Origin of the sequence: Segetibacter aerophilus, from assembly GCF_007991655.1 — a bacterium.
GTDB lineage: Bacteria > Bacteroidota > Bacteroidia > Chitinophagales > Chitinophagaceae > Segetibacter > Segetibacter aerophilus.
In genome coordinates this window covers 72353-91125 of sequence record NZ_BJYT01000001.1, presented here as the reverse complement: position 1 = coordinate 91125, position 18773 = coordinate 72353, and the positions used below count along the sequence as shown (strand labels likewise).

At 39.4% G+C, this 18773-nt stretch carries 14 protein-coding genes; 13 read left to right on the top strand and 1 reads right to left on the bottom strand.

The window, feature by feature from the left end:
- Window positions 1-63 precede the first annotated feature (63 nt).
- The 13 genes from SAE01_RS00345 (at window position 64) to SAE01_RS00290 (ending at window position 16730) form a co-directional block, all read left to right on the top strand.
- Entirely contained in the window at window positions 64-2583 is a 2520-nt protein-coding gene (locus SAE01_RS00345) for a penicillin-binding protein 1A (RefSeq protein WP_147201542.1), read from the top strand.
- 205 nt (window positions 2584-2788) lie between these two features.
- Window positions 2789-3541: a DUF72 domain-containing protein gene (locus SAE01_RS00340; protein ID WP_147201541.1), complete on the top strand. Its 753-nt coding sequence runs from the start codon at window positions 2789-2791 to the stop codon at window positions 3539-3541.
- Between the two features lie 135 nt (window positions 3542-3676).
- Window positions 3677-6337 (top strand): PAS domain-containing sensor histidine kinase, encoded by a 2661-nt coding sequence (locus SAE01_RS00335; RefSeq protein WP_147201540.1) that lies wholly within the window; start codon window positions 3677-3679, stop codon window positions 6335-6337.
- 308 nt (window positions 6338-6645) lie between these two features.
- Window positions 6646-8103, top strand: coding sequence for a CoA-acylating methylmalonate-semialdehyde dehydrogenase (locus SAE01_RS00330; RefSeq protein ID WP_147201539.1), 1458 nt, complete (start codon window positions 6646-6648; stop codon window positions 8101-8103).
- Between the two features lie 84 nt (window positions 8104-8187).
- On the top strand, window positions 8188-8583 hold the full coding sequence (locus tag SAE01_RS00325) for an ORF6N domain-containing protein (RefSeq protein WP_147201538.1): 396 nt from the start codon (window positions 8188-8190) through the stop codon (window positions 8581-8583).
- A gap of 25 nt (window positions 8584-8608) precedes the next feature.
- On the top strand, window positions 8609-8734 hold the full coding sequence (locus tag SAE01_RS25030) for a hypothetical protein (protein ID WP_262713347.1): 126 nt from the start codon (window positions 8609-8611) through the stop codon (window positions 8732-8734).
- Window positions 8735-8806: 72 nt separating this feature from the next.
- Window positions 8807-10159, top strand: a complete 1353-nt coding sequence (locus SAE01_RS00320; protein ID WP_147201537.1) for an aminotransferase class III-fold pyridoxal phosphate-dependent enzyme — start codon at window positions 8807-8809, stop codon at window positions 10157-10159.
- 188 nt (window positions 10160-10347) lie between these two features.
- The gene (locus tag SAE01_RS00315) at window positions 10348-11859 is read left to right on the top strand and encodes an NCS1 family nucleobase:cation symporter-1 (protein WP_147201536.1); all 1512 of its coding nucleotides are present in this window, start codon (window positions 10348-10350) and stop codon (window positions 11857-11859) included.
- Between the two features lie 21 nt (window positions 11860-11880).
- Window positions 11881-13260, top strand: a complete 1380-nt coding sequence (gene hydA, locus SAE01_RS00310; protein WP_147201535.1) for a dihydropyrimidinase — start codon at window positions 11881-11883, stop codon at window positions 13258-13260.
- A 60-nt stretch (window positions 13261-13320) separates the two neighbouring features.
- The gene (locus tag SAE01_RS00305) at window positions 13321-13959 is read left to right on the top strand and encodes an endonuclease III domain-containing protein (RefSeq protein WP_147201534.1); all 639 of its coding nucleotides are present in this window, start codon (window positions 13321-13323) and stop codon (window positions 13957-13959) included.
- Window positions 13960-13987: 28 nt separating this feature from the next.
- On the top strand, window positions 13988-14854 hold the full coding sequence (locus SAE01_RS00300; RefSeq protein WP_174834593.1) for a nitrilase-related carbon-nitrogen hydrolase: 867 nt from the start codon (window positions 13988-13990) through the stop codon (window positions 14852-14854).
- Window positions 14855-14909: 55 nt separating this feature from the next.
- Window positions 14910-15302 carry a four helix bundle protein gene (locus SAE01_RS00295; protein ID WP_147201533.1) on the top strand — a complete coding sequence of 131 codons (393 nt, stop codon included), beginning with the start codon at window positions 14910-14912 and terminating at the stop codon, window positions 15300-15302.
- Between the two features lie 36 nt (window positions 15303-15338).
- Window positions 15339-16730, top strand: coding sequence for an NAD(P)-dependent oxidoreductase (locus SAE01_RS00290; RefSeq protein ID WP_147201532.1), 1392 nt, complete (start codon window positions 15339-15341; stop codon window positions 16728-16730).
- 91 nt (window positions 16731-16821) lie between these two features.
- Here SAE01_RS00290 and SAE01_RS00285 read toward each other — a convergent pair whose 3' ends face one another.
- The gene (locus tag SAE01_RS00285) at window positions 16822-18351 is read right to left on the bottom strand and encodes a cryptochrome/photolyase family protein (protein WP_147201531.1); all 1530 of its coding nucleotides are present in this window, start codon (window positions 18349-18351) and stop codon (window positions 16822-16824) included.
- Between the last annotated feature and the right edge of the window lie 422 nt (window positions 18352-18773).

Sequence of the window (18773 nt, the reverse complement as noted above, 5' to 3'; positions counted from 1 at the left end):
TATAGCTTTGCACAGTTTCTTAATCACCATGCCTTTTACCGCAATTATTGATATTACATTCTAATGAAAAATAGTACAAGCAAAACAAAAAATCGAACAAGTACCTCGGTTAAAATATTCTGGCGCCTTGTCTTTATCGGCCTAGGTGCTTTTATCCTTTTGTTGTTAATGGCTAACTGGGGTGTATTTGGAAAGATGCCTTCTATCCAGGATCTCGAGAACCCTAGTGCTTCCCTTGCAAGTGAGGTGATTGCAGACGACGGAACTGTGATGGGAAAGTACTATCTCGAAGACAGAACGAATGTCGATTTTAAAGACATTAGCAAGAACGTTATTAATGCGCTTGTAGCAACTGAAGACGAACGTTTTTATAACCATAGCGGTATTGACGGACGCGGTTTGGCAAGAGCAGTTGTTCACCTCGGCAGAGATGGCGGTGCAAGTACAATTACTCAACAGCTTGCCTTTAATTTATTTAATGGAAACCGTGCAAGAAACCCCGTCACCCGTGTTATCCAAAAAATAAAAGAGTGGATAATAGCTGTAAAGCTTGAAAGGAATTTTACCAAAGATGAGATCATTGCATTATACCTTAATACTGTTCCCTTCAGTGACAACGTCTTTGGTATCAGAAATGCCTCAAAAACTTTCTTCCAGAAAGACCCTGACGTACTGAGTATTGAGGAAGCTGCAGTGTTGGTTGGTATGGTGAATGGACCCACTATTTACAACCCGCGTAGAAACGCTAAGATGGCCCTCGACCGCAGAAACTTAGTGTTAGACCGGATGGTTACGAACGGTTATATTACTGAGAGCCACGCAACTAACCTAAAGATTAAGCCTATCGTCATCAACTATAAAAAGATGGATGAGACAGCAGGTCTAGCTCCCTACTTCCGGATGGTTTTAGGTCAGGAAATGAAAAAATGGTGTAAAGAGCATCAGAAACAAAATGGCGACAACTACGACCTATACCGTGACGGTTTAAGGATTTATACAACCATTAATCCGCGGATGCAATTATATGCAGAAGAAGCTGTAAGTAAGCATATCAGCTACATGCAGAAAATTCTTAACTCGCAAAGCAATATTCGTAAAGGAACAGTTTGGAATGGCAGGGACACAATCTTACTTGCTGCAATGAAGGTGAGTGACCGCTGGAAAAACCTTAAAAAAGACGGTGTTGAAGAAGCACAGATCAAGAAGAGCTTTTACAAGAAGGTCCCGATGAAGGTGTTTGCATGGAACAGCAAAAGGGAAAAGGATACCACGATGACTCCTTTGGACTCTATCAAATATCATCGCCAAATGCTTCAGGCTGGGTTTATGGCGATGGATCCGATAAGTGGCGAGATCAAAGCCTGGGTTGGCGGCATCGATTTTAAAACTTTCAAATTTGACCACGTTAATCTCAATACCAAACGCCAGGTAGGTAGTACGATAAAACCTTTATTATATAGTTTAGCTATTGAAGAAGGCGGCTTTACACCTAACACCATGGTGCAGGATATACAACAGGATTTCGGTAGCCTTGGCCTTGTTCCCAACACCGGCGCAACTTGTACAGGCCGCACGGTCCCGATGGCAAACGCCCTCGCATGGTCTCGTAACTGCGCTTCCGCGTTCATCTTAAAGCAACTGGGCAACAATGGCAACGACGCTGCTAACCGCTTTGCGGAATTTTTAAAGAAATGCAACTTTACTTCTAAAATAAATCCTTTCCCTTCGATGGCTCTTGGCGCTGTCGAGCTGAGCCTTTATGAAATGATGCAAGGTTATAGCATGTTTCCCGGGCATGGCTTTAATGCTAAACCCTTACTGATTGCACGTATCGAAGACAAAAACGGAAACGTGCTCGAAAACTTCCTGCCAGCTCAACGTAAGGAAGTGATCAATGAGGTAACTGCCTATTCTGTCGCATTGATGATGCAGGGTGTTATAAAAAATGGAACCGGTCAGAGCATGGGCGACCAGTATGGCTTAACGAACGAGATCGCAGGTAAAACCGGTACAACCAATGATAACAGCGACGCGTGGTTTATGGGATACACTCCGCAGTTGCTTGCAGGAACCTGGGTAGGATGCGACGATCGTTTCATCAGGTTTAGCGGAGACATTGGTGAAGGTTCTTCCGCTGCCCTGCCTATATGGGCCTACTTCTTCAACAAAGCACTTGCTGATAAAACTTTAGGACTTGACCGGAAGGCAAAGTTCTCAAAACCCGAGGTGATGAGCAACGATGTCATTTTCGACTACATGAATACGATCAATGCGAGGTCAGCTGCACCTGCCCAGGGAGAAGATGTTGGAAACGGCACGTCAGAGGATTATTTGATTCCTGATGCACCTCCTGAAGAGATTGGAGCAGAAAGTGATATCCCGGTTGAAAAGGCAAAGCCAGGAGCAACAACTACCACAACAACACCCGAAGAAACTCCAGCTACAAAAGAGGTTAAAACAGAAAAACAAGAAGAACAAAAAGGAGGCTTTTTCAAAAAGTTATTTGGTAAAAAGAAAAATAAGGAAGAAAATAATACTGAACCTCCCAAAGCAGTAATGCCTAAAAAAGAAGAAAAACAATGATGAATGATAGTGATAGGAGTTTTGGGTAACCAACATTTTACCTCTTATCATCTCACTTGCGTCGCACTCTTGTACTTCAAATATTAATGCGCCTGTCGGATCACAGCTATAACAAAAAAGCAAACTATAAACGTTTGCTTTTTTGTTATAGCTATCATTGTAAACATGGTTTCATAATTGCATCCTTTTTCATCAAACTATCACAATGGCAAAATGGTGGATAGGTTGTTCTGGCTTTCATTACAAACATTGGAAAGATATCTTTTACCCGGAAAAGCTTGCTCAGTCTAAATGGTTTGACTATTACAACAACAGGTTTAAAACACTTGAATTAAACGTCACGTTCTATCGGTTCCCCCGCTTGCCGTATCTGGAAAATTGGTACCACAAAAGCCCTGATGCATTTACCTTTTCAATCAAAGCTCCGCGTGCAATTACGCACTATAGAAAGTTTGTCAAAGCAGAGAAATACTTAGAAGACTTTTACGGCACCGTGCGCGAAGGGCTAAAAGAAAAAGTTGGTTGTGTACTGTTTCAAATGCCCGAAGTAATTTCTTACAAACAACAAAAACTCGAACAAATCATTCAAAACCTGGATCCCACCTTTACCAACGTTCTTGAATTTAGAAATGCCACTTGGTGGAACCAGGAAGTCTACAATACACTCGCAAATCATAATATTACTTTCTGTGGTATGAGCCACCCTTCGCTGCCGGATGAGGTTGTTCAAAATACAAGCACCTTATACCACCGGTTTCACGGTGTTCCTCATTTATATAAATCAAAGTATGCTCTATCTACTCTTAAAAAAATCTCTGACGAGATTGAAAATAACAGTGCAATAAAAGAAGCTTTCATCTATTTTAACAACGATATTGACGGGTCGGCCCTTACCAATGCATTTCAAATGGAATCCTATATAGAACGACTGCAAAAGAAGCGATCTAAACTAAAGTAAGGCGCAGGTATACTCGCTTTCAGACTACCACAGTTGCTGTCCATAATAGAGTAGAAATTGCCTGTCTTGTCAAAATAGATGTCGTAAAACAAATCACTCGAAAAGGTGTTATTTTTACGATACTTATTTTATCCAATGCAGAGTGTTTTACGAGAAGAGTTACTAATATCTGAGTTGTTCGATGCATTACCTGAGTCTGTAATATTGTTTCAACCGGTACTAGTCAGCGATAACGAGATTACTGATTTTACAATAGGATATTGTAACAATGCCTCGAGTACATTTCTTAGGGCCGATAAGGATTTTATCATGAGTCAGACGGTACTTACTACTTCTCTTATAGACAATGATTATAAAAACATCCTTTTTAAACAATGTCTCCAAGTATGGCAAACAGGTAAAGCACATGAAGAGTCGTTCTATAATAAATTTCTTGGCAAGCACTTTAGCACTCTTAGGAGTAAAACGATAGACGGAGTAATTAGTGTAAGCCGCGACAGAACACAATTCGTCGATGCAGAAAAAGAAAGACAAAAACAGGCTGCGCTTTTTACAAATATTTTAGATGCCTCGGCAGATGGGCTAATGATTTTAGAGGCAATCTACCAGGACAGTGAAGTAGTCAACTTTCGCCTTACTCACTGCAATAAGGCGGCCTTTAAACTTGCTAAATTTTCGCCTAATTCCATTGGTAAAACTCTGCTGGAGATCTTACCACACCTTGAAGGTTCCGAACAGCTTGCACTACACAAAAAGGTAGTTGAAACAGGTATTCCTGAAAGGATAGAAACAACCTTCAGAAATGAAAATGGTGAAGAATATGGATGGTTCATTGTATCGCTGTTGAAAATGGGCGATAACGTTGTTTCTACTTTCATTGATATTTCGAACAAAAAGCAAAATGAGCTAAAAATAGAAGAACAAAGCAACTTGCTTGGTAGCATTTTCGAAGCTTCTATCAACGGAATTTATGCTTGTGAAGCAGTTAGAAATGGGCATGGAGAAATCGTCGATTTGCAGGTATTAAAAATAAACAAAGCTTTTACCCGCATGATAGGAATAACGCCTGAGGTAGCCGAAGGAGCTAGTTATCTTTCCCTGTTCCCCTCCGCTAAAAAAGCCGGAACGTTTGCATCGTACGTGCATGTAATAGAAAGTGGTGAAAGCCTTAGAAAAGAGGTTTATTACAACGACGACAGGTTAAATGGTTGGTTTGATGTATCTGCAGTAAAACGAGGCGACAATGGCATTGTTATCACTTTTACCAACACTACCGAAAGCAAGCAAAACAAACAGAAAATTGAAGAAAGCTCCCTATACCTACAGGATGTAATTGACTCATCTCAAACAGGCATTTTATTAGTGTCTCCCGTAAAAAACACGAAGGATGAAATTGTTGATTTTACTTTTAAAACAGTTAACCAAACTGTAGCCACTTTTTTTAACAAACAACCCGCCGATCTTTTAGGAAGGCAGCACAACGAAGTATTTACTGAAAGTGTTGCGAACGGAATGTTTGAAAGCTATAAGGAAATAGCTGAGGGCAAGGTGACAGAAAAAAGATTTGAAAGCCACTATGTAGGAGACGGAATAGATGCATGGCTCGACCTGTTAGTTAAAAAGCGGAACGAGGATTTATTGATAACCTTTTTAGACGTCACCCCATTAAAAAAACTACAGGAAGAAATTGCCACTGCTGCAAAAAAACTCAATAGTGTTCTTAATGCTGCATCGGCCGGTATGTTTACCCTACATCCTGTTGTAAATGATGAAGGCGAAATTGAGGATTTTCGATTTGCAATCGTTAACCAGGCAGTAGCAACTTACATCGGAGAAAAAGCAGAAAATCTTGTAGGCTCGTTAGCCAGTGTTTATTTTCCTGCCTATAAACCGAACGGCCTTTTTGATATATATAAAGACACTTACTTAAATAAAAAAGAGCACCAATTCGATTTTCACTACGAGGATGGATACGATGTGTATTTCAACATACACACTGTTCCTGCAGGCAACGAAGTATTGGTAACCTTCACCGATCACACAGTGCTTAAAAAACTGCAGGTTCAATTAGAGTCATCGATAGAAGAGTTAAAGAAATCGAATGCAAGCCTTGAAGAATTCGCGTATGCTGCCTCTCACGATTTACAGGAACCTTTAAGGAAGATTAACTATTTCTCAGAAAGATTACGAAAAGGTATAGGCCAGGCACTTTCTACAGAGGAAAACAAAATGTTTGAGCGCATAGAAAATGCCGCAAGCAGAATGAGCCAACTGATAAGTGATTTGCTTACCTATTCTCAAATAAGTCGCGATATACCTACATTTCAAAATACTAGTTTAGAAAAAGTCATTCAACAGGTTTTGAATGACCTTGAAACCACAATCACTTTAAAAAAGGCATCAGTTACAATAGGCACATTACCCGAAATAAAAGGGGATCCTATACAACTTCACCAGCTATTTCAAAACTTGTTGAGCAATGGTTTAAAGTACAGTAAAAGCGATGTTCCGCCAGTCATAGCGATCGCTTGTAAGAATGTTTCGAAAGTAATTGATAGAACCACGAAAGGTTTTTATGAAATCACTGTGACGGATAACGGCATCGGTTTCGAGCAGGAAAACGCGGAAAGAATTTTTAAAGTTTTTCAACGACTTCATGGCCAGAGCGAATTCCCCGGAACAGGCGTTGGACTAGCGATCGTACAAAAAGTAGTCGAAAGTCACAACGGCTTTATTCATGCAGAAGGTCGCCCTGCTATAGGTTCCACTTTTACTGTTTTATTCCCCGCCACTTAAAAACTTTTTATAAAAATTTTTGGTAGCGCGCTTAAGAACTCTCCTCAACATCGTTGTGTCACTCCCTTGTACTTTTTGATCTTTTTTCATCGCACCTACTCAGTATTATCCACCAATTAAACTTTCATGCATTTGAAAAAAAGGTCCTGAAAACATGCTTTCCTTTTCACCTGCAATACCTCTTTGAACTATATACTTTCAATGAAAATCAAAGGGATTTTTTAATTTCAAAAGAGCATTTCTCCTTTCTCAAATTAATTTATATTTAGTGTTTATAGTTATCAAAACTAAAACCTGCTCTCCCTATCATGAAATACCCTTCCCTTAAAAATTATATCAACGGCCAGTTTGTAGCTTCAAATTCTGCCAGAACAATCAAGGTTGTTTCGCCGGTGGATGGAGCGCTTTTATCAGAAGTAACGATGTCATCAGCAGAAGATCTAAATGATGCAGTCGAAGCGGCCAGAATTGCTTTTCATAAATGGAGCAAAACGCCTATCAAGGAAAGGGTTCAAGTGTTTTTCCGCTATAAATTTCTACTGGAAAAAAATCTACAGGAGTTAGCAACAATATGTTCAGAAGAGAATGGCAAAACGATGAGCGAGGCTATTGCCGAAATTGAAAAGTGTATTGAATTGACAGAGTTTGCTACCTCATTACCGCAAATAGTTACAGGCGAAGTCTTAGAAGTAAGCAAGGGCATTGAGTGTAGAACCGAACACGTGCCACTTGGTGTAGTGGCATCAATAGTTCCTTTCAATTTTCCAAGTATGGTTCCTAATTGGACTATACCCAATGCAATTGCTTTAGGCAACTGTATGATTTTAAAACCTTCAGAAAAAGTTCCGGTAAGTAGCGGACGGATTGCAGAATTATTGAAAGAGGCAGGTCTACCGGATGGCGTGTTTAACATCGTTCATGGTGATATTGAAATAGTCGAAGCCATTTGTGATCACCCTGGTATAGAAGCCGTTTCATTCGTTGGCTCCACCAAAGTTGCCAAGTTGGTATACCAAAGAGCCACCAATAATTATAAAAGATGCTTGGCACTGGGTGGTGCAAAAAACCATCTAATGGTGATGCCCGATGCGATTGCAACGATGACTGCACAAAACGTGGTAGCTAGTATGAGCGGATGTGCGGGCCAACGATGTATGGCAGCCAGTGCCATGGTCGGCGTTGGCCCAATTGATCATATTATCGATAAGATCTGCGATGAGGCAAGAAAGGTTGTTCCCGGAGAAAACTTAGGTGCTGTAATAAATAAAGAAAGTAAAGATCGAATTGAAAAATATATTACTGAAGCTGAACAGCAAGGCGCTAAAATATTAGTGGACGGACGAGGCGCAAAGGTCGATGGCAAAGGCGGCGGCACATACGTCGGGCCAACCGTAATTGATCATGTAACGCCAGACATGGCAGTTGCAAAAGAAGAGATTTTCGGGCCAGTAATCAGTATTATGCGGACGAATACGGTTGATGAGGCCTTGGCTATAGAAAATGCAAACCCTTATGGAAATGCAGCATCAGTGTTCACACAAAATGGAGGTGTTGCCAGGTACATTATCGAAAGAGCAAGCGCAGGTATGATTGGTGTGAATGTTGGTGTGCCGGTGCCCCGCGAACCTTTTAGCTTTGGTGGATGGAATGAAAGCCGCTTTGGTGTCGGCGATATTACCGGTAAAAGTTCTATTGAGTTTTGGACCAAATTGAAAAAAAGTACGATAAAATGGAACCCCGAGGCTGGCGTGAATTGGATGAGCTGAGAAGCAGAATTATGAGTATGTTCAAGACTAAATTAAAAATTGGATATCACAAAATGTCATATCCAATTTTTGAACTTATAAAATATGGCAAAAGTTAAAAATTCTATCAAACTAGTTTTACCAGATGAAGCTGTGATAAGCAGGATTTATCTTATACGAGGTAAAAAAGTTATGCTTGATAGAGATTTAGCAGAAATGTACGGGGTCGAAACGCGCGTGTTGAATCAGGCAGTACAAAGAAATATAGACCGCTTTCCTAAAGATTTCATATTTCAACTTTCTATAAAAGAGTTCGAAAATTGGAAATCACAAACTGTGATTTCCAATTCAGTAAAAATGGGATTAAGAAAAAGACCTTTTGCTTTCACCGAACAAGGGGTTTCTATGCTTTCAGGCGTACTGAATAGTGCGATAGCAGTACAAGTGCATATTCAGATAATTAGGATATTCACAAAGATGAGAGATGTTGTTGACCAATAAGGAAATTTTGCTAAAGCTGGAACAAATGGAAAAGGATGTAAAAGAAAATAAGCAGGATATCGCAATAATCTTTCAGGCCTTAAAACGATTATTAGATCAGCCGAAATCAAAAAGGAGAATGATTGGATTTAAACCGATGGACGAAGATTAGCAACAACAGTAAGTTGCACAATCAACAAGGCCTTTGGGCTTAATGCTATTCTTAGAAATAAAATATTTAAAGATGTTAAAAACTATTGCACCATCAAAATCTGAAACCGAAGAAATTATTCAAAACAACCTCGACTATACTTTATTCTCATGGAGCAAACAAAAAGGTAGTAACCCTATTGCAGTTAAGTATGGCGAAGGTGTTTACTTGTATGACTATGATGGTAAACGTTACATTGACTTTTCTTCAGGATTAATGAATGTAAACATTGGACATGGGGATCAACGTGTAACACAAGCGGTAGTTAATCAAATGCAGCAAGTAGCTTATGTTACGCCAAGTTGTGTTACTAAAGTTCGTGGCGACTTAGGTAAGAAGTTAGCAGAGATTTGTCCTGGTGATTTGAATAAGGCTTTCTTTACTTTATGCGGAGCTACTTCTATTGAGAATGCAATTAAGCTTGCTCGTTTATATACTGGTCGTCATAAAATATTAAGTCGTTATCAGTCTTATCATGGATCTTCTAATGGTGCTATGACTGCGAGTGGCGACCCTCGTAAACTTCCTGTTGATAGTCAACAAGCTCCAAACTTTGTTCACTTTGATTTGCCTTATGCCTATCGCTGGGAATATGGCAACGAGAACTTATTAAAAGATAGCATTGCTTCTTTAGAACGCATTATTGCGTACGAAGGTCCTGCAAATATTGCTGCTATTTTGTTAGAGGGTCAATCGGGTTCATCGGGTTGCTTTATGTATCCTCAAGGATATTTAAAAGCTGTTAGAGAAATATGTAATAAGCACGGGATATTGTTAATTATTGATGAAGTGATGAGTGGCTTCGGTCGTACTGGTAAGTGGTTTGGATTTGAGCATCACGGAATAGTACCGGATATGATTGCAATGGCTAAAGGGCTGACTTGTGGCTATCTTCCTTTTGGTTGTTTAATGGTTAGTGATAAGATTGCTGCCAGGTATGATGATAATGTTTTAGCCCTTGGCCTCACCTACTCTGCTCATCCTGTTTCTTGTGCTGCAGCTTTGGAAGTGTTGAATATCTATGAAGAAGATAATCTAATTGAGAATGCAAAAGAGATGGGTGAATATTTAGATCAGCGCATTGAAGAGATGAAACTTAAACATCCTTCAATTGGAGATTGGAGGAATCAGGGATTGTTAGGTTGTATGGAATTGGTAAAGAATAGAAAGACAAAAGAACCCTTTGCTCCTTTCAATGCCAAACCGGATGAAATGGTTGTGATGAATAAAGTGGCTGCTAAGATTAAAGAACTTGGTATGTACACTTTTGTTAGATGGGGCTTCATCTTTATTGCTCCGCCCTTAATTGTTACTAAAGATCAGATTGATGAGGGGTTGGAGTTAATAAGTGAAGCGTTGAAGATTGCGGATGCGGAAGTTGTGTGAGGCGAAAAAGAAAGACAATTTAACCACAGAGAAAAACAAGAGTGATACACAGAAGACACGGAGAAATGTCTAAACCATGATTGATAAAGATTTGAAGGATTATTAGGAAAGTTAAAAGCCTTCATCCTCATCCCACTAATCCCATAAATCCCACCAAATCCTGGTTCAGACAAATAAAACATCTTTTCATGAACGAAGCAACAACCCAGACAAACACTTCCCTTTACAGCAAAGACCTTGCTCCGGTCCCCTTAAGTAAGCGAACGTGGAATACATGGAACTATGCAGCTTTGTGGATTAGCATGAGTTTGTGTATACCTACTTACATGCTTGCAAGTAGTTTGATTGGTGGTGGAATGAATTGGTGGCAAGCTATACTTACTATCTTTTTAGGCAATACAATTGTGCTTGTTCCAATGATATTAAATGGACATGCAGGAGCAAAATATGGAATACCATTTCCGGTGTTTGCACGGGCAAGCTTTGGCGTAAGAGGTGCTAACATACCTGCAATTTTAAGAGCGATCGTTGCATGTGGTTGGTTCGGAATACAGGCTTGGATTGGTGGTTATGCAATGTATTTAATGACCCGACTTTGGATACCTTCTATCGATTCTTTACCACAAATATTTCCTGCTTCATGGACGTTGCAAACAGGACCAGCATTGTGCTTCTTCCTGTTTTGGTTGCTGAACATGTTTGTTGTTTACTTAGGTGTGGAAAGCATAAGGAAACTACTGGTGTTTAAAGCTTTCTTTCTACCAATTGCAGCACTAGCATTATTATTTTGGGCAATAGGTGCAGGCAATGGGTTAGGACCAATATTAAGTCAACCCTCGAAGTTTGCAACTAATGCTGACTTCTGGCATTTCTTTGTTCCGGGTCTTACGGGTATGGTCGGTTTTTGGGCAACGTTATCATTAAACATTCCTGATTTTACACGTTATGCTAAAAGTCAAAAAGCGCAAATCAACGGACAAATAATAGGACTTCCTCCATCAATGACTTTGTTTGCTTTCATTGGCGTTGTTGTTACATCTGCAACCGTTATTATTTATGGTGAAACTATTTGGGATCCGTTGGTTCTCGCAGGTAAGTTTTCAAGTAAGTTGTTAGTAAGTATTGCGATGATTGCTGTTGCTATATCAACATTAGCAACAAACATTGCAGCAAACATCGTTAGTCCTGCAAACGATTTTGCCAACCTATCTCCTTTAAAAATTAATTTCAGAACAGGCGGATTTATAACCGGCATTATCGGTATTCTTATTTTCCCATGGAAACTTATTGCCGACCCTAATGGATACATTTTTACCTGGTTGGTTGGGTATTCAAGTCTACTTGGACCAATAGGTGGAATAATGATAGCCGACTATTATTTCGTTCGCAAGCAAAAACTAAACGTAGATCACTTATATAGATTGAAAGGTGAATACAGTTTCGTGAACGGCTTTAACTCGAAAGCAATCATTGCGTTGCTAGCTGGTATTGTTCCAAATATCCCCGGTTTTTTAGTTAATGTAAACCTTGTAGCTAAAGATGCTTTTTGGCCATGGGTTACCGGCATTTATAGTTACGCATGGTTTGCAGGATTTATAATATCAGCAATCGTTTACAGAGTGTTGATGACAAGAACAACGGAAGCAAATACAGAAGAACAATATGAAAGTATGCCTGTAAACCTAGAAGCACAACCATAACTTAGAAAACAGACACGGCTTATGTCAACGCTAATCAAGAATGGAAGAATTATAACAGCAACAGATGATTATGTTGCTGACATTTTAATCGAAAACGAAAAGATTTCTGCGATAGGGAAAAAACTGCCAGAAAAGGTTGATTCAATTATTGATGCTAAAGGCATGCTGATATTTCCGGGCGGAATAGATCCGCATGTGCATCTCGAAATGCCTTTTATGGGAACCTTCAGCAGCGACACTTATGAAACAGGCACAAGAGCAGCATTATACGGCGGCACTACCACTGTTATAGATTTTATTTTGCAAAAGCAAGGCAATTCATTAAGAGCAGCATTTGATGAATGGAGCGGAAGAGCAACAGGCAATGCTGTTGGTGACTATAGTTTTCACATGGCTGTTACAGATTTTAATGATAACACTAAAGGCGAGATAAAAGAGATGGTTGAAGAAGGGATAACGTCCTTCAAAACCTTCATGGCATATAAAGGTGCTTTGATGATTGACGACCGACAAATGATTGGTTTAATGGAAGAAGTAAAGCAACAAGGCGGGATGGTAACAGTTCATGCAACCAATGGTGATGTGATTGATTACCTTGTTCAAAAGCATAGGTCGGAAGGAAAGTTATCACCTTTATATCATTACTTATCCCAACCCGAAGTAACCGAAGCCGAAGCATCAGAGCGTTTTGTTGACATGACTAATTACACTGAATGTCCCGGTTATATCGTTCACTTAACGTGTGAAGGAGCATTGAATGCCGTTCGAAATGCAACAAGAAGAAATCAAAAAGTTTTTGTTGAAACATGTATTCAATATTTAGTATTAGATGCTTCATTATATGAAAAAGATTTTGATGGAGCTAAATGGGTAATGTCTCCTCCCCTTCGTGAAAAGAAAGACCAGGCAACACTTTGGGCAGGAATAAATCAGGGATTAGTGCAAATAGTTGGGACAGATCACTGTCCTTTTAAATGGGAACAGAAGCTCATGGGTAAAGATGATTTTTCAAAAATACCAAACGGGCATCCGGCGATAGAACATAGAATGGAACTGCTATTTAGTGAAGGTGTAGCAAAAGGGAAAATCAGTTTGAATAAATATGTTGAAGTAACAAGTTCAAATGCTGCAAAGATTTTTGGCATGTTTCCAAAGAAAGGAACAATAGCTGTTGACTCAGATGCTGACATTGTAATCTTTGACCCAAATACTAAGCATACAATTTCTGTTGATACACATCATATGAATACTGATTATAGTGCTTATGAAGGATGGGAAGTAACGGGGAAAGTGAAGACTGTTTTGTTACGTGGTAAAGTTGCTATTGATAATAATGAGTGTTTAATTGATAAAGGGTATGGGCAATTTGTAAAGAGAAAAAAAGTGTCTCAAAACATTTAAAGTAATAGCAAAAATAGAAGTACTGTAGAAACAGGTATTTAAAAATGTAAATCAAAAACAATGTCACAAAAAGTTGATTGGGCAGATGCAATAACTCCTCTAATTGAAAAATACAAAGGCAGACAACATCCTCTCGAATATAAAAATATCTACCAGCTTCTGGTCATGGTAGTCTTATCAGCGCAGGACTCCGACAAGCACATCAATTCGCTTGCACCGGAACTGTTCACGCACTTTCCCAATATGGAAGCGTTGAGTAATGCAACAACTGATACGCTGTTTCCTTTAGTAGGTAAGGTTAGAAATTTTGCTAATAAAGTAAAATGGCTGACTGGAATTGCCAAGCAAATTAAAGCAGATGAAAACATACCTCTGACTATGGAGGAACTGGTTGCTTTGCCAGGAATCGGAAGAAAATCTGCAAATGTTATTTTGAGAGAAGCAGGTGCAGAGGCAGAAGGTGTAATGGTTGACCTGCACGTTGTACGAGTGGCACCAAGATTAGGAATTGCAACCGGTACTGATCCAAAAAAAATTGAGCTACAGATAATGGAACAGATCCCTCAATCGCAATGGGGAGAAGCCGGAATGGCAATTTCGTTTTTAGGCAGAGAAACCTGCCGTCCTTCACATCCTCAACATGAAGAGTGCATAATGAGTAGTGTTTGTAAATATTACAAGGAAGTACATGGATCTTAGTTGCCGCTAACAGAAATAAACTCAACAAATGTCACGCATAATAAAATCCGGCCTCATCCAAATGTCGCTGCCGAAAACAGAAGGTGAAGGAACGATTGAGGAGATAAAGGAAGCAATGTTACAGAAACATATCCCTTTGATTGAAAAAGCAGGTGAGCAAGGTGTACAAATACTCTGCTTGCAAGAGATATTTAATACTCCTTACTTCTGTCCAGGACAGGATAAAGCATGGTATGCATCCGCAGAAACTTGCCCCGGTCCTACTACGGATTTGATGGCAGATTATGCGAAGAAGTATAACATGGTTATCATCGTTCCTATTTATGAAAAGGAACAAGCCGGCTTTCTATATAATACCGCTGCAGTCATTGATGCTGATGGAACTTATCTGGGAAAGTACCGCAAAAATCATATACCGCACACTTCAGGGTTTTGGGAAAAGTTTTTCTTTAAACCCGGTAACTTAGGTTATCCTGTTTTTCAAACTCAGTATGCTAAAGTGGGAGTATATATTTGTTACGACCGGCATTTTCCGGATGGTGCAAGAGTACTGGGTTTAAATGGAGCTGAAATAGTTTACAATCCCTCGGCAACCGTAGCTGGATTAAGCCAATACTTATGGAAGTTGGAGCAACCCGCTCATGCTGCTGCTAATGGTTACTTTATGGGCTGCATTAATCGGGTTGGTGAAGAGAAGCCTTGGAACTTGGGAAGGTTCTACGGCACCTCCTATTTCGTCGATCCTCGCGGACAAATCATAGCGGAAGCGTCTGAAGATAAAGATGAATTGCTGGTAGCAGACTTAGACCTGGATCTGATTGAAGACGTAAGAAATACGTGGCAGTTCTTCAGAGACCGAAGGCCGGAAACGTATCAGAAGCTCGTAGAGTTATGAGTTTAGAATTATGAGTTATGGGTGTTCTTGAGTTATAAGTTTAGAGTTATGAATTATGAGCGAAGCAAAGAATAAACAAAGTATAATTGCAGGAAAGGCGTACGCTTTTGCATTAGACATAATAAAACTGTATAAGCAACTAACATCAGAAACGAAAGAATATGTACTTTCTAAACAATTACTAAGAGCTGGAACTTCTATTGGAGCAAATGTGAACGAGGCAGTATTAAGTGAATCTAAAAGAGATTTTGTTCATAAGTTAGGGATTGCATTAAAGGAAGCTCGAGAAACAAATTATTGGTTAAGTTTATTAAAGGATAGTAATTATATAACTAATAATAGTTTTAACGACTTAAATAATAGCTGCGTAGAGATAATTAGAATTTTATCAAGCATCATCTTAACAACTAAAGAAAGATACTTTAAATCAAAGAGTTCAGAGTTATGATCAACACTCATAACTCATAATTCATAACTCTAAACTATGATTACTAATAACCGTTTAAGCGCTGAACAATACACCCTCAACTTCGCCGACATTCATCCTCCTTTTGAAAGCCACGATTCGGCCTTGGTGGAAGCTAGCCGCTGTCTGTTCTGCTACGACGCCCCCTGCATGAAATCATGCCCCACAAGCATTAATATTCCGAAGTTCATCAAGCAGATTTCAACGGAGAATATTAAAGGTTCGGCTAAAACTATTTTATCATCCAACATCTTTGGTGCAGGTTGTGGTAAGGTTTGTCCTGTTGAAAAGTTATGTGAAGGAGCATGTGTGTATAACTTCTTAGAGGAGCCGCCTATCCCTATCGCTAAGCTTCAACGCTATTCCACGGAAAAAGCTATTGAAGACAAATGGAAACTATTCGAACGCAAGCAATCAAACGGAAAGAAAGTAGCCATAGTTGGTGCAGGCCCGGCAGGGCTATCATGTGCTCATTCTTTAAGTCGTGAAGGGGTTGATGTAACCATATATGAAAAGGAAAACAAAGGCGGCGGATTGATGACGTTTGGAATTGCAGCCTACAAAGTAACACCAGAGTTTTGTGAAGATGAAGTTGAATATATTTTATCAATAGGTGGCATTGAAGTAAAGTATAACCAGGAGTTAGGCAAAGACGTAACACTCGAAGAACTAACGCAACAATACGATGCTGTTTATCTTGGTATCGGTGTTGGACTAACGCGAAACTTAGGTATAAAAGGAGAAGAACTGGAAGGCGTTGTTGATGCAATAGATTTCATTTATAATCTAAGAGATAAAGGCTACAGTTATGTTCCAGTTGGTGATAAGGTTGCAGTGATTGGTTTAGGGATGACTGCTATTGATGCAGCCACTCAAGCTAAACGTTTGGGTGCGTCGGAAGTAACAATTGTGTACCGTCGTACACATGCAGAAATGCCTTGCACACAGCATGAAATGGATATTGCGTTGTTAGACGGGTGTAAGATAAAATGGCTTTCAGCACCTAAAAAAATACACGGACATAAAGGCAAAGTAACAAGTCTTGAGTGCAGTGTAATGGAGCTTGGAGAACCAGATGCATCAGGCCGGCGCTCTCCTGTTGAAACAAAGGAAACATTTACATTAGATGTAGATATGGTAATCAAAGCAACAGGTCAAACACCGTTTACTAAACTGGTTGAAGAAAACGAATTGGAAAACAAATCCGGCAAGTTGGTAATTACCCAAGACGGACGTACAAATGTTGCTAAAGTTTTCGCCGGTGGTGATGCGGTGAATGGTGGTAAAGAGGTTGTTGATGCGGTCCAGGCGGGGAAGGATGGAGCGAAGGGAATACTCGAGTTTTTGGGAGTAGTTGATGTTGCTGTTGAACCCGCTTATAATAAAAGTGTTGTCTCAGATGCAACATAGAATTTTTATAAGAATTAAGAAGGCGGCAGCCGACAATGCAACTTTTGCTTACACTTGCTCGTGTAGCGTTAGACCAATACCGGCCACATGATTAAACCGCTTTCTCGTACACTTCTTCCAACTGCTGTAAAAAATCATTTGCCGTTTTCATCAAAAGGTGTTGTTTTTCTTTGGGCATATTATCATACGTCCTTAATAACATGGAGAGTCTTTTATTCGCACCCATAACATCCCGATGTACGTGCATGAAGCGCCAAAATAAAGCGTCCCAGGTTAGCTGCCAATCTCCTTTTTTATAGTCACTCATCTTCATTATATAATTGCTGCTACTTATATACGGCTTCGTCATCATGATGCCGCCGTCCGAAAATTGAGTCATCCCATAAGTGTTAGGAACCATCACCCAATCATATGCATCTACAAACATTTCCATAAACCATTTGTAAACATCATCGGGATCAAACTCGCACAACAACATAAAGTTTCCCATCACCATTAGCCTCTCTATGTGGTGGCAGTATCCAACATTAAGAATCTTTTGTATCACCGTATCTACTGGTACAATCCCTGTTGTACCCTTCCAGAAGCTAATAGGTATCTTTCGGGTAAAACCCCAATAATTTTTAGTCCTTTGCTTGCTACCTTCTCTCATGTACACGATATGTATGTACTCTCTCCATCCCATAATTTGCCTTATAAAACCTTCTAACGAATTAATTGGAATAGTATGTTTTGCAGCAGTTTCTAAAGCCCTATCAATAATTTGGTGCGGATTAAGTAATCCGATGTTGAGCATTGGAGTTAGTGTGCCGTGAAATAGAAAGTTCTCTTTGCTAACCATAGCATCTTCATAAACTCCAAAATGCATAAACCGTTCTTCAAAAAACTGCTCTAACCATTGTTCTGCTTCTTCAAATGTTACAGGAAAAAATCCTTTTTGAACATTAGCTTGAACAGTAGTCGAACCGTAGTTGGTACTATAATTCTTTGTAACATAATCCTTTGCTTCTGTTACAAATTTGTTTTCCGCTGGAAAGGTTACCCTTGGTATACTTGTTCCCTTAGGTATTTTTTGCCGGTTGTCTTCATCAAAAGACCACTTACCCCCAACCGGTTGATTACCACCTTCCATTAAAATTCCCCTTAACTTCCTTTGCCACTTATAAAAATCCGTCATGAAATATCTGTTCTTTTCATTGAAATAATCGTCAACGTCAGAAAGCGTACTCAAGAAGTTCGGACTCTGATACTTGATCACTTTTATCCCATATTTTTGAGCGGCTTTTGATATCCTTCTTTCCAACAAATAATCAGATACTTCTACATAATGTATTTCAGTTACACCCACTTTTGCAAGAGCCGGTATTAGTTTTCTTACGTCGCAATTTTCATCTGTCGCTTCTATGTAATTTACCGTGTGCTTTTGTTCTAAGTAAGACTGATAAAACTTCATACTTGCCCGATGAAGCACTAATTTTTGCTTAATGAAATTGTATTGATTGAAGTACAGCAATTCTTCTATTAGAATTACACTTCTACCTGCAGAAACAGCCGGGTGCTGTCTGAATAATTGGTGTGGGAATATGAGGGTGACTGCGTGAGCCCTGAAAGTGCTTAACATTATAATGTTACTTTTATTTATAAAACAGTGTTTGGGGTGAAAGGTTTACAAATAACATATGGGGAGATAGTAAGAATAATCTTAAATTAGTTTGAAGGAATTAGATGAAATATTTGCTTAACGACAAATTAAAAAACAACCGTCATTGCGAGGAACGAAGCAATCTGAATTATGAATATTAAGTACTATGAACCAAGAAGGAAAGCAAGAAATTAAAGGCGATAGTAAAGGCTGCAATGCTTTATTGCAGATACCTGGGTTGTCATTGCAAGGAACGAAGCAATCTGATTTATGAATATTAAGTACTATGAACCAAGGAGGAAAGCAAGAAATTAAAGACGATGGTAAAGGGTACAATGCTTTATTGCAGATACCTGCTCGTCATTGCGAGGAACGAAGCAATCTGATTTATGAATATTAGC